We start from the raw sequence: 12,985 nt of genomic DNA on the forward strand, positions 1-12,985 counted from the left end.
AGGATGTTACGGCTCGCGAATACTGCAATCTCCACGGATTGTGGAAGGGGGTAATCTAAAAGATTATGGGAAGGTAAAATCTAAAGGAATACTATCATTCAGGAGGATATGCTCTATATTGTAGACACATTCTCCTGATTTTTTAGCTATTAATCAAAGTTTTTCTCCAAAAACGTTGGAACTTATTGATATTATTCGTATATTTGCACCAAATATACAATCAAAGACCCGATTTTTTAATAATAATACGCAATATTTTAATCATCATTTAATTATAAACATTTTAAATTATATTAATTATGAGAAGAACTATTTATACTTTTATCATGCTTTGTTTCGTAACACTAACACTGCAGGCACAAGATGTTTGGACAGCAGCAGGTTCCAGTTCAATCTTCGGTTCTCATTGGGATATAAGCGACACACAAAATGACATGACCGATAAAGGGAATGGTATCTGGGAACTCACCAAAAACGGCTGTATTCTTGAGCAGAATGTGAAAAACGAATTCAAAGTCGTGAAGAATCATTCATGGGCCGAATCGTACCCAGCAGCAAATTATGTCTTTACAGTAAAAGAGACTGGTACTTATAGCGTGACTATCCAGTTTAACGCAAACAATTTTGAAATCAATGTCAAACCCACAAAGACTGGTGATGCAGTTATCGGCGAAAAGACATGGACTGTAGCCGGTTCACCCGAAATTCTCGGAAAAGATTGGGATGAAACTGCGATAGAAAACGACATGATCAAACAGGAAGATAATGTCACATACATTCTGACCAAGACCGATCTAACTCTCGCTCTAGGTACTTATAAATATAAGATCTGTGCAAACCATGGATGGGCAGAAAACTATGGTGACGATAATGATCCTGAAGGTAATGCCTCCGTTTTTATCACAAAAGACGGAATCTACGACCTCACCTTCACCTTCAATTCGAAGACCCACGAAGTTTCCTGCGATGCAACCAGAAAAGCAGATGCCATAATTGAAAAGATATGGTCTGTTGCCGGAGACGAAGGACTATTTGAGACTGCGTGGGACGAGAAGTCCACGGTCAATGAGATGGAAATGCAGGAGAACTATATCTATGTCCTGGTAAAGAAGGGGATAAGCCTCAACGCCCAAACTTACGAATATAAGGTATGCTCCAACCATGACTGGACAGAAAGCTATGGTGCTGACCCTTTAGGAATAGGAAATGCTATCCTCACCATCACTGAAGCCGGAACCTACGATGTTACCTTCACCTTCAATCAGGCAACCAAGGAGGTTTCTGCTACAGCTGTACCAAGCGTAACCGACGGCATTAGCCAGATTGCCAGTGACATCAAGACCAAGAAAGTAATCTTCAATCTTCAGGGACAGCGCATTTCTGCTCCAAAACAGGGAGTTTACATCATCAACGGCAAAAAAGTAGTCTTGAAATAACAAATACTTATCATAGTGTTCATCATAAAGGCATCCACAGCCCCCGTGGATGCCTTTTTTAGTTAATTTTCCACGATTTCTTCGTATCTTTCATTTATAATGTGTAACTTTGCACCGGAAATTTAAACGTTTAAAGATAAAATGGCATTAAAATGTGGTATTGTAGGCCTCCCAAACGTGGGTAAGTCTACACTGTTCAACTGTCTGTCTAGTGCAAAGGCACAGGCAGCTAACTTCCCTTTCTGTACTATCGAACCAAACTTGGGCGTCATCACCGTACCAGATGAGCGACTCAACAAGTTGGCAGAGATTGTTCACCCAGGACGCATCGTCCCAGCTACTTGCGAAATCGTAGATATCGCAGGTCTCGTCAAGGGTGCCAGCAAGGGCGAAGGTCTTGGTAATAAATTCTTGGGAAATATCCGTGAGTGCGATGCTATCATCCACGTAATCCGCTGTTTCGACGATGACAACATCGTTCGCGAGGGTGGCGCTAAGGTTAATCCTTTGGAGGATAAGAGCGTCATCGATACAGAGTTGCAGCTCAAGGACCTGGAAACTATCGAATCTCAGCTCACCAAGCAGAAGAAGACTGCTGCAGCAGGCAACAAGGATGCTAAGACGATGGTTACCGTTCTGGAGGCTTACAAGGCTGTTCTGGAGCAGGGAAAGAATGCTCGTGGCGTTACTTTCGAAACCAAGGAAGAGCAGAAGGTGGCTCACGACCTCTTCCTCCTCACTACCAAGCCTGTGCTCTACGTAGCCAATGTTGACGAAGCTTCTGCCAAGACCGGCAACGAGTATAGCAAGAAGGTAGAGGAAATCGCCAAGGAAGAAGGTGCTGAGTGCATGGTCATCGCTGCCAAGACAGAGGAAGACATAGCATCGCTCGAAACCTACGAGGACAAACTGATGTTCCTTGAAGAACTCGGACTGGAAGAGAGCGGCGTAAACCGACTCATCAAAAAGGCATACGCCCTGTTGAACCTCGAAACATTCATCACCGCAGGTGAGATGGAGGTCAAGGCATGGACCTATCACAAGGGCTGGAAGGCTCCTCAGTGTGCCGGCGTCATCCACACCGACTTCGAGAAAGGATTCATCCGTGCAGAGGTTATCAAGTATGATGACTATATCAAGTATGGCTCTGAGGCAGCTGTACGCGAGGCTGGCAAGCTCGGCATCGAGGGCAAGGAGTACGTCGTACAGGATGGTGACATCATGCACTTCCGGTTCAATGTATAATCCTATTCTTCTACGGTTATGATAGCAAATCTGCTTAACTATATCGTATGGGACCCAGATCCTATTCTGGCTCATCTGGGTCCTATGACCATCCGCTACTACTCCACCTGCTGGATGATTGGTCTGCTGCTGGGCTATCTGCTCATGAGCAAGCTTTACAAGCAGCAGGGGCTCTCAGATGAGAAGTTCTCCCCACTGTTTCTCTACATTTTCTTAGGTGTACTGATAGGTGGCCGTTTGGGACATTGCATCTTCTATCAGCCGGAATATTTCCTCACCCAGTGGGATCACTTCATCGAGATGCTGATACCTGTTCATCACATGCCAGACGGCAGTTGGAAGTTTACGGGTTATGAGGGACTGGCGAGCCACGGAGGCGTATTCGGCATGTTCGTCGGCATCTGGCTCTATTGCCGCAACATGAAGGTGAGTGGCTGGGTAGTGCTCGACAATATGGGTATCTGCTCAGGCATTACAGCCACTTTCATCCGTTTGGGCAATCTGATGAATTCAGAGATTATCGGCAAGGTTACCGATGTGCCTTGGGCATTTATCTTCGTTCGCGAAGACCAGTATCCACGCCATCCGGGTCAGCTCTACGAGGCTTTGGCATACTTCTGCTTTTTCCTCCTCATCCTCTTCATCTACAAGAAGAGAGGACCTAAGAGCGTAGGCACCGGTTTCTATTTCGGTCTTTGCCTTACTCTCATCTTCACCTTCCGTTTCTTCATCGAATATACCAAGGAGATTCAGGTAGCATTCGAGGCAGGTCTGCCTATGGATATGGGACAGATATTGAGCATTCCGCTCATCATCGCCGGTGTATGGAGCATCGCTTCCAGCACAAAGAGAGCGAAAGAAAAGAACGTAGAGGCAAAATAATATTAGACGACTTATTTTCAGATTATAAAAATCCCTCCTCGTGCAACAGCATCTGCTGCCACGGGGAGGGATTTATATTTTTATCTTCCCAGTAGAATCTTCTTGATGTCATTGAGCTTGTTCAATGCCTCTACCGGAGTGAGATTGTTCACATCCAGCCCGAGTATTTCATCACGTATCTGCGTCAATACAGGATCATCGAGCTGGAAGAAACTGAGCTGCACACCATCCTTAGGTTCATCGATGTGCTGTACGTTCGGTTTACCGGCACCGCCTACCCCGGCATTGTCATCCTCCAACTGTTTGAGAATCACATTGGCACGGTTCACGATGCTGCGAGGCATACCGGCAATCTCTGCCACATGGATACCGAAAGAGTGCTCACTGCCTCCCGGCTCCAGTTTGCGCAGGAAGATTACCTTTCCGTCCACCTCTCTCACACTCACATTGAAGTTCTTGATGCGAGGAAAGTTCTTCTCCATCTCGTTGAGCTCATGATAGTGGGTAGCAAAGAGCGTACGTGCCTGCGCCTTCTTATGTTCATGCAGATATTCCACGATAGCCCAGGCAATGGAAATACCATCGTAGGTAGAAGTACCTCTTCCCAGCTCATCAAAGAGCACCAGCGAGCGCGGAGAAACGTTGTTCAGGATGTTTGCTGCCTCGGTCATCTCTACCATGAAGGTCGATTCGCCGAGCGATATATTGTCGCTTGCACCAACACGTGTGAAGATTTTATCCACCAGTCCCACTCGGGCGCTCTCTGCGGGCACAAAACAGCCTACCTGTGCCAGCAGCACGATAAGGGCAGTCTGGCGCAGCAGAGCCGATTTACCAGCCATGTTAGGACCGGTAATCATCATGATCTGCTGTTTCTCGGTATCGAGCAGCACATCGTTAGGTACATAGCGTTCGCCCAGCGGCAGTTGGGTTTCAATCACCGGATGCCTGCCCTGCTTGATGTCGAGCACCTCAGAATCATCGACAATAGGGCGCACGTAGCGGTTCTCGTCAGATGTCTTTGCAAATGACAAAAGACAGTCCATACGGGCGATGAGGTTGGCATTGATCTGTATCTGCGGAATATACTCCTGCATGGCAGCTATCAGTTCGTTGAAGAGCTGTGCTTCCAATACTAGAATCTTCTCATCAGCACCGAGAATCTTTTCCTCATATTCCTTCAGTTCCTGGGTAATATAACGCTCTGCCTGAGCCAGCGTCTGCTTGCGTATCCACTCCTCAGGCACCTTGTCCTTAAAGGTATTTCTCACCTCCAGATAGTATCCGAAAACATTATTGTAACCTACCTTCAGACTCGAAATTCCTGTCTTTTCTATCTCCCTTTCCTGTATCTTGAGCAGATAATCCTTGCCGTGGCGGCTGATGGCACGAAGGTCGTCAAGTTCGGCATTGAATCCGTCGGCTATCACGTCACCCTTGTTGACCAGCTGTGGCGGATCGGGCTGTATTTCCCTGGCGATGCGGTCTTTCAGGGTCTCGCATACGTTCAGCTGCTCGCCTACCCGCTTCAGAGCCTCATTCGTAGCATGCTGACATGCCACCTTGATAGGCTTGATGGCTTCGAGTGCATTCTTCAGCTGAACCACTTCGCGAGGCGAAACTCTACCCACGGCTACTTTGGAAATGATACGCTCCAGGTCGCTGATGCGATGCAGCTGGTCATCGAGAAGCTGACGGAATTCCGGTTCCTTGAAGAAATATTCCACGATGTCGAGGCGCTCGTTGATTGGTTTAACGTCCTTCAACGGGAAGACCAGCCAGCGTCTGAGCATACGTCCGCCCATCGCCGTTACCGTACGGTCGATGACATTCAGGAGAGAAGAACCGTCTTCCTGCATAGGGGCAACCAGTTCCAGACTGCGGATGGTAAACCTATCCATACGTACGAACTTATCTTCTTCGATACGTGAAAGGGCGGTAATATGATTAATCTGTGTATGCTGGGTAATCTCGAGATACTGCATGATGGCACCACTGGCTATCACGCCGTTCTTGAGATGCTCTACGCCGAAACCTTTCAGAGATTTTGTCTTGAAATGTCCCAGGAGTTTCTGCATGGCTGTCTGTTCGGTGAAAACCCAGTCATCCAGTTCGAAGGTACAGTATTTGCTGCCGAAATATTTCTCGAAGTCATTCTTTCGGGCGCGGTCGTAGAGCACCTCTTTCGGCATGAAGTTGCCCATCAGTTTTTCTACATAGTCGTAGGTTCCCTCGCCGGTAAGAAACTCTCCGGTCGAGATATCCAGAAAGCTCACACCGCAGGCGGTCTTGCCGAAGTGTACGGCTGCCAGGAAGTTGTTCTCCTTGTAGTTCAGCACGTTATCTCCCATCGCCACACCCGGTGTAACGAGTTCGGTAATACCTCGCTTCACCATCTTGTCCATCTGGCTCAGTCCCTTCTTACCTTTTATTTCGAGTCGTTTCTTCTTCGGGTCTTCCAGCTGGTCGCATACCGCTACGCGCTTACCCGCCCTGATGAGTTTAGGCAGATAGGTATCCAGAGCATGATGAGGGAATCCTGCCATCTCGGTCGTGCCCGTAGAACCGCCATTGTTACGTCGTGTCAGCGTAATGCCGAGTATACGGGATGCCTCCACCGCATCTTCGCAGTAAGTTTCGTAGAAGTCACCGCAACGGAAGAGCAGCAGCGCTTCGGGATGTTTCGATTTCATCTCGAAAAACTGTCTCATCATCGGTGTAAGACCTTTATTATCGTTTGCCATTATCTTTTTTCTCCTTATATTATTTCTTTTAATTTACATAGTTTCTATCTACAATACTCCTCCTTAAACCACAGCCGGTATATCGGGTCAACAAAGCCAAAAGTATCGTTTTGCTTTTCGATAATATCTTTGTTCTGGAGAGTTTTCCTGTTCTTGACAATCGTATTTGGATTACCAAGATTATAGATTTGTTTCACGGCTTGCGAGGAGAAATGCTGTTCGCCATTGGCTATAGCCTTAAGCATCTCTATCTGGGTAGAACTGAGATTCTCCGTATCATTCTGAAACATCGGGGTATTGATGTTGAGTACCTGTTTCAATCCCAGATGATATATATCTTCCGTCACTTCCGAAACCGTGAAACTCCAGATAAAATAGCACAACTGCTGGAGATACCAGGAATGGCAGGCCACGGCATAACAGATTCTCTCGGCCATCTCTGCAGAGATTGACTTTCCTGTCTTCTCGAAAGATGACAGAATGAATGGAATCCAATGCTCCTTAGCTATCTTCTGCATAAAAATCACTTGTCCAAAGCGATAAAAAGGACTATTGGAATTGTTGAAGATATTGAGCATCATGTTTCGCTTGCTGCCGTAGAGACAGTAAGAGGTAAGCTGCTGTTGCTGCCATACCGAACGCATTTTTCCCTCCATATCCTTATACTCAGGAAGATTAGCCAACTGCTGGAATTCGTCGATGCAGACGATAATCCTGATGCCCTTTTCCTTTGCCAGCAACTCAGGCAGTTGGAGAATCGCCATCTTATCACGCTCCTGTGGCACAAACTTCAGGTCGAAAGCCATGAAGTCGGTCACCTGGTCGTTGATTACAACCTGAGGTATCACACCTGTCAGGAATTTCTTTGCATCCTCTATCCATCGTTCCATTTTAGAGGAAGCACAAGCTATAACCTGACTGGCAAAAGTGCGATAAAATTCAGATTCAGAGCCGATGCTGAAGGCATCAATATAACAGATTCTTACGTTATTATCCTCATCAGCCAATTCGCTCATCGCCCTTTTCACTAGCGATGATTTACCCCATCGGCGTGGTGAAATCAGCATCACGTTGATATGGGAGGACAGTAATTGCTTCAGCAAAGCCCTGTCTTCCTGTCTGTCGATAAAATTCTCATTGGTAGCTAATGTACCAAATTGAAATGGTGATAGATATTTTGCCATATTCCCAGTAATTTGGTACAAAGTTACGAAATATTACCCTAAGGTAAGTTACCCTAAGGTAATATTTAGAGTTTTTTAAATGAATATATGCTGCATTACCATAATAAAGCCGTACTTTTGTACTCATGAAAAAGAAACAATTATACATAGGGATTCTGTCGGTTGCTTGCTGCGCTCTCGTAGCAATAGGCATCACCTTGCACCTGCTCTACCCCAAGGAACAGATAAAGAACCTGGTGAAAACCCCACCGGTTCTCCGGCTCAAGCCACAGCCTGCAGATACACTGAAGAAGAAACCTGTGAAGAAGATGGATTTCAATATCTCCGGAACTTTAAGAGATAAGGAAGGAAAGGGAGTGGCTGGCGTCATCGTGAGCGATGGATTCAACTGTGTGAAAACCGATGCACAGGGCAGATATAAGATGAAGCGAGACAGTCTGGCAAGATTCATATACTATTCTGTTCCAGCCGATTGCGAGGTTCCTACCCATTCTAAGACCGATCGCACGGCTTTCTTCTACCAAAAGGTATCCAAGGGGAAGAAAACCTATAACTTCACCCTCACCCGACTGCCGGGCGGCAAGGAGATTCACTATAAGATGATTGTCATCGGCGACCCGCAGGTTACCAATGCCTACAGCCCTTACTATACTTCTCCGGATGATAATCCTATCAAGAAGAGCGATGTAGAAAGATTCACAACCCAGACGATGGCAGACATCAAGCAAACCATCCAGAGTCTTCCAGCCGGAACTCCTGTATATGGACTCAGCATGGGCGATGATGTACAGTATTATGGCGGTTACAACGCCAAACTGGAGCGTCAGATACGCCGGGCATTGGGCTCTTCAGAGATGCGTCTCTTCTCCGTCATCGGCAATCACGACCAGGATGGCAAGGCGCTCTACCGCAGGAAATGGGAGGAGAATTTCGGTCCTACCGATTTTTCCTTCAACCGTGGCGATGTGCATTATGTCTGCATCAACAACTGCTTCTTCCATCGCGGCATGTCTTATTATTCTCCTGGAGAATTACGTGAGCGCCAGGTGAAGTGGCTGAAGCAGAATCTCGCCCTCACGCCAAAAGATATGAAAGTGGTACTCTGTTATCATATTCCTTTTACATTCGGCAATGCGCCTTTCAGCAAGGCGAAGCCGCTGACCAATGCCCATGAGGAGGGACACTATTCTTCTTCCCGTCTCTCGCTCCTGCTTTCTTTGCTGAAACAGTTTAAGGGCGGTTACGAACTCTTCTGCGGACATACTCATTTTGCCTGCAACCACGAAATCAACTATAAGGGAGAGGATGTGATGGAGCATTGTCATGCTGCCGCCTGTGGCAATATATGGCAGTCGAATATCAACATCTGCGGAACTCCAAATGGATATTATGTATACAGTTTTGTGGGTACCAGCATCAGCAACTGCTATTACAAGGGAACTTTCTGGGATAAGAGCAAGCAGATGACCTTGTTCCGTGCGCAAACCGATTTCAACGGCGAGAAATACTCTAGGGATTGGCAGTTGGCAAACAACAGGAATATCCTGGTAGCCAATGTCTTCAATGCTACCAGTCATTGGCGTGTTGTAGCCGTAGAGGATGGCAAAGAATATCTGATGGGGCGCCTCAGCGGAAAGGGGCAGGATGCCTTTGCCGCCGGCTATCATCATAAGTACAGCGAGAGTGTATCCTATCGTTTCGTGAGCAAGGGGAATGGTTATCTCATCATGAACCACCTATATTATTATACTCCAAGGAATCCGAATGCCAGAATCATCATCAAGGCATCCGATCCTTACGGAAATACCTATACGGCATCAAGTGATGAGGTAACGACAGAGCCTTTCGCCAACTTTGCCCATTATTACGAAAAAGAGTATAAGGAATATAAGAATAAGAAAGACAAGATGTTGCGGGATTCTATATCTGGCAGACAGAAAGATTCACTTGCTGCAAGGAAGAAAGATTCTGCAGCAGTACAAAAATAAAAAAGAGAGGGTGCGTCATAAGTTGATGATGCACCCTCTTTTTAAATATTATTTGTTCAATTTCCAGGTAACACCATCCTTGGTGTCTTTTACCTCGAAGCCGGCTTCAGCCAGGGCATCGCGAATCTGGTCGCTGGTAGCCCAATCCTTATCAGCCTTAGCCTTGGCACGCAGGTTGAGAACCATATCCACTACCTTGCCATAAGCCTCTTCACGAGCATCATTGTTGGCTCCCTTCTCACTCTTCAGACCGAGCAGGTCGAAGGTGAAGAGATGCATGGTGTCTGAAAGCTCCTTCAAGTCTTCAGCAGAGATGTTTGCCTTGTGGTCGAGGGCTGTGTTGATTACGTGGCAAGCCTCGAAGAGATAGCTGATAACGAGTTGAGTCTGGAAGTCATCGTTCATCGCATCGTAGCAGCGCTGGCGCAATTCGCTTACGAACTTCTTCACCTGCTCATCGCTCTGCTTAGCCACAGGCACACGCTCCAGGTCGTTCAAACCATTCATCAGGCGCTCCAATCCCTTCTGGCTAGCCTTCAAGGCATCGTTAGAGAAGTCTACGGTGCTGCGGTAGTGAGCAGAGAGGATGAAGAAACGGATGGTCATTGGCGAATAAGCCTGCTCCAGACTGTCGTGATTGCCAGTGAAGAACTGCTCCAAAGTGATGAAGTTACCAAGACTCTTACCCATCTTCTGGCCGTTGATGGTAATCATATTGTTGTGCATCCAGTAACGAACCATCTGGTCGCCCTGAGAAGCCACAGCCTGAGCAATCTCGCACTCATGATGAGGGAAAATCAAATCCATGCCGCCACCGTGAATATCGAAGTGGCTGCCCAAGTACTTGCGTCCCATCGCAGTACACTCGCAGTGCCATCCTGGGAATCCATCGCTCCAAGGACTAGGCCAGCGCATGATGTGCTCAGGTGAAGCCTTCTTCCAGAGGGCGAAGTCAGCCTGGTTCTTCTTCTCGCCGATACCAGCCAGCTCGCGGCTCTCGTTGATAACGTTCTCCAGGTTACGTCCGGAGAGGATACCGTACTTATGATCCTTGTTATACTTCTCGATGTCGAAGTAGATAGAGCCATTGCTCTCGTAGGCATAGCCATTGTCCAGGATTTCCTGAACCAGTTTCTCCTGTTCGATGATATGTCCTGTGGCATGAGGCTCAATGCTAGGAGGGAGCACGTTCAGCGCCTCCATGGCATCGTGGTAGCGGTTGGTGTAGTACTGCGCAATCTCCATTGGCTCCAACTGCTCCAGGCGAGCCTTCTTCTCAATCTTGTCATCGCCTTCATCAGCATCGTGCTCCAGGTGGCCCACGTCGGTAATGTTTCTAACGTAGCGAACCTTATAGCCTAGGTGCTTGAGATAGCGGAAGAGTATATCGAATGTGATGGCTGGTCGTGCATGACCGAGATGCGGATCGCCATACACGGTAGGGCCACAAACATACATGCCCACGTTAGGAGCGTGGAGCGGAGTAAATCTCTCTTTTGTACGAGTGAGAGTGTTGTAAATCAGTAATTTCTGTTCCATCTTGTATGAACCTTTCTTTTATATTATTTATATTTTGAGTGCAAAGTTAACTCATTTTTCTGATATATCCGACAAATCATTCGCAAAATGTTATTAAAATCCTCGAAAATATCAATGGAACAGATTTTCCATAGTCAATTCTCTCTGTATGATAGGCTTCAAATATATGAAAGCTTGTCATAAGTTGTTCAAGTGGGTTAAGCAACATTTAATGATAACCAACTCTATTTCGACTTCATGTTCAATTAATATATTTTAAGAGGAACTTGTAATCTAATATTATTAGTAATTTTGCAACAAAATTTAAATGGCACTACTCCGTAATGGTGCGAATAGATATCAATTCAGAATGAAGCAAGAAAATGAACTAAAATCGCTTTTGACAGATCAAGAGTTTGAAGCCTCGGATAACAGGGAACTATTACTCACTCAAGCAAAAGCGTGTGCAAATGGTTATGCATTAGCAACAGAAGGCATAGCAGTTGTATCAGATTTTCAAAATAAAGAATGCCATATTTATTCTGGAAGATTCGGTCAAACTATAATGAATCTTCCAGAATATATGGTAGATCGTAATTCTGCCTTTGAGGAAATCGTATTCTGTCATGCAAAAGAAGACGAACTTATTGAACGTCATATACTGGAACTTCGTTTCTTCAACTTTATAAAAGAACGTTCAATAAAAGAAAAGACAAATTTTTCAGCTTCATGTATCCTTAATTTTTACCGGGCCGGAGACAATGAAAAAGTCAAGATACTCCATACAACGAGATATTTCAGCTGTAGTGCCAACGGTAGTGTTTTACTCGGTCTATGCACTTACATCCCGTACCCTATTTCCCATAACCGACAAGATGGAATAATTGTTAATCTATTGACCGGGGAAACGGTTGGACGAGACATATACGAAGCGAGTGACCGTAAAATTCTTAGCCGCCGACAACTTGAAATACTGTCATTGATAGCTAAAGGAGTACCAAGCAAACAAATTGCCGACAAGTTAAACATATCCATTTATACGGTTAATCGCCATCGTCAGGATATTTTAGCGTCGTTAAAAGTGGCCAATACCGTAGCCGCAGTAGAAATTGCATTAAGAATGAACCTTATTTAATGTGCATGCCTGATTCGAAAATTGGTTAGAAATCAGTATTGCACATATCGTAAATTTTCTCTAATTTTGCAACCGCAAATAAATCACAAGAAAGTTGCAATTTAATAAACATCAAATCAATGTTACAATGAGAAAATTAGTATTTATCGCAATCATAGCAAGTCTTGCTATGACTGGATGCATCCAGAAAGGGTCAGAGAAAAAAGAAGGAAGTTCTGACAAGAAAGTCTTAACGGAAAACGTTAAACTCGCTACATGCAATATCAATGTAGGAGGAATCCGTTTTACAAAGTCTAAAAACGGCGGAGAGAATGGTATCACACTTCTTGGCGACACTCTCAAGTTTGTGGCAGGTCCCCAAACTGATTATTTCCGCTCCCCGGATGGAAGCGTTGTCAATAGCTCTGCAATCATTTTTACAGAAGTTGACAACACTAAGCCTTTCACTTTTACGGCTAAAGTACAGCCGAACTTCACCGAAACCGGAACATATTCGGCAGGTGTGTTATACGCATACGAGAATGACACTCATTGTCAAAAACTGTGTTTCGAACAGGATGAATATGGTGTTCACCGTGTGGTGTCAGTTCGCACAATAGGCACTTCTGATGACAATAATCATCAGGCGATTATCGGTCCGTATGTTTATATGAGATTATCATCCGATGGCACTACTCTTGGCAGTTATTTTTCAGAAGATGGGAACACTGCTGTCCCGTTTAGAAATCATCGGGCCTGAAAAGGCTAGGATATAGCCAATCCTCCGTCTCTTCTGTTGGAACAGCTTTGTTAAACAATTCATTTAAAGGAGTCTTGTCCGTAAGGAATAGACCCACGTTCTTTGAAATAGTGT

10 protein-coding genes are annotated in these 12,985 nt (G+C 45.6%); 7 read left to right on the forward strand and 3 right to left on the reverse strand.

Annotated elements, in window-relative coordinates; genetic code table 11:
• From KSW37_RS16205 to lgt, 4 genes are all read left to right on the forward strand, one after another.
• Positions 1-59: desulfoferrodoxin family protein (locus KSW37_RS16205; RefSeq protein ID WP_367397515.1), on the forward strand; the 59-nt coding region annotated here is incomplete at its 5' end.
• Between the two features lie 240 nt (positions 60-299).
• Positions 300-1,436: a pullulanase X25 domain-containing protein gene (locus tag KSW37_RS13935; protein WP_217314951.1), complete on the forward strand. Its 1,137-nt coding sequence runs from the start codon at positions 300-302 to the stop codon at positions 1,434-1,436.
• Positions 1,437-1,577: 141 nt separating this feature from the next.
• Positions 1,578-2,681, forward strand: a complete 1,104-nt coding sequence (gene ychF, locus KSW37_RS13940; protein ID WP_217314950.1) for a redox-regulated ATPase YchF — start codon at positions 1,578-1,580, stop codon at positions 2,679-2,681.
• An 18-nt stretch (positions 2,682-2,699) separates the two neighbouring features.
• Positions 2,700-3,563 (forward strand): prolipoprotein diacylglyceryl transferase, encoded by an 864-nt coding sequence (gene lgt / locus KSW37_RS13945; RefSeq protein ID WP_119237777.1) that lies wholly within the window; start codon positions 2,700-2,702, stop codon positions 3,561-3,563.
• A gap of 80 nt (positions 3,564-3,643) precedes the next feature.
• Here the strand turns inward: lgt and mutS are convergent, their stop codons facing one another.
• Together mutS and KSW37_RS13955 are read right to left on the reverse strand one after the other, a co-directional pair.
• The gene (gene mutS / locus KSW37_RS13950) at positions 3,644-6,307 is read right to left on the reverse strand and encodes a DNA mismatch repair protein MutS (RefSeq protein ID WP_217314949.1); all 2,664 of its coding nucleotides are present in this window, start codon (positions 6,305-6,307) and stop codon (positions 3,644-3,646) included.
• A 44-nt stretch (positions 6,308-6,351) separates the two neighbouring features.
• Positions 6,352-7,491, reverse strand: coding sequence for an AAA family ATPase (locus KSW37_RS13955; RefSeq protein ID WP_217314948.1), 1,140 nt, complete (start codon positions 7,489-7,491; stop codon positions 6,352-6,354).
• A 125-nt stretch (positions 7,492-7,616) separates the two neighbouring features.
• Between KSW37_RS13955 and KSW37_RS13960 the strand changes: the two genes are divergently transcribed.
• On the forward strand, positions 7,617-9,479 hold the full coding sequence (locus tag KSW37_RS13960) for a calcineurin-like phosphoesterase C-terminal domain-containing protein (RefSeq protein ID WP_217314947.1): 1,863 nt from the start codon (positions 7,617-7,619) through the stop codon (positions 9,477-9,479).
• A 48-nt stretch (positions 9,480-9,527) separates the two neighbouring features.
• On the opposite strand, the gene cysS is transcribed toward KSW37_RS13960, so the two are convergent.
• Entirely contained in the window at positions 9,528-11,018 is a 1,491-nt protein-coding gene (cysS, locus tag KSW37_RS13965) for a cysteine--tRNA ligase (RefSeq protein WP_117695079.1), read from the reverse strand.
• 349 nt (positions 11,019-11,367) lie between these two features.
• On the opposite strand from cysS, the gene KSW37_RS13970 reads away from it, so the two are divergent.
• Both KSW37_RS13970 and KSW37_RS13975 read left to right on the forward strand, forming a co-directional pair.
• Positions 11,368-12,132, forward strand: a complete 765-nt coding sequence (locus KSW37_RS13970) for a response regulator transcription factor (RefSeq protein WP_254368670.1) — start codon at positions 11,368-11,370, stop codon at positions 12,130-12,132.
• Positions 12,133-12,259: 127 nt separating this feature from the next.
• Positions 12,260-12,871, forward strand: coding sequence for a DUF1349 domain-containing protein (locus KSW37_RS13975; protein ID WP_254368669.1), 612 nt, complete (start codon positions 12,260-12,262; stop codon positions 12,869-12,871).
• The last annotated feature ends 114 nt before the right edge of the window (positions 12,872-12,985 follow it).

The sequence above is a fragment of the Segatella copri genome, assembly GCF_019127135.1.
Classification (GTDB): domain Bacteria; phylum Bacteroidota; class Bacteroidia; order Bacteroidales; family Bacteroidaceae; genus Prevotella.

Excerpts from the sequence above, each read along its gene's own strand:
- KSW37_RS13935 (WP_217314951.1), top strand. The coding sequence starts at position 300 with ATGAGAAGAACTATTTATACTTTTATCATGCTTTGTTTCGTAACACTA.
- ychF (WP_217314950.1), top strand. The coding sequence starts at position 1,578 with ATGGCATTAAAATGTGGTATTGTAGGCCTCCCAAACGTGGGTAAGTCT.
- lgt (WP_119237777.1), top strand. The coding sequence starts at position 2,700 with ATGATAGCAAATCTGCTTAACTATATCGTATGGGACCCAGATCCTATT.
- mutS (WP_217314949.1), bottom strand. The coding sequence starts at position 6,307 with ATGGCAAACGATAATAAAGGTCTTACACCGATGATGAGACAGTTTTTC.
- KSW37_RS13955 (WP_217314948.1), bottom strand. The coding sequence starts at position 7,491 with ATGGCAAAATATCTATCACCATTTCAATTTGGTACATTAGCTACCAAT.
- KSW37_RS13960 (WP_217314947.1), top strand. The coding sequence starts at position 7,617 with ATGAAAAAGAAACAATTATACATAGGGATTCTGTCGGTTGCTTGCTGC.
- cysS (WP_117695079.1), bottom strand. The coding sequence starts at position 11,018 with ATGGAACAGAAATTACTGATTTACAACACTCTCACTCGTACAAAAGAG.
- KSW37_RS13970 (WP_254368670.1), top strand. The coding sequence starts at position 11,368 with ATGAAGCAAGAAAATGAACTAAAATCGCTTTTGACAGATCAAGAGTTT.
- KSW37_RS13975 (WP_254368669.1), top strand. The coding sequence starts at position 12,260 with ATGAGAAAATTAGTATTTATCGCAATCATAGCAAGTCTTGCTATGACT.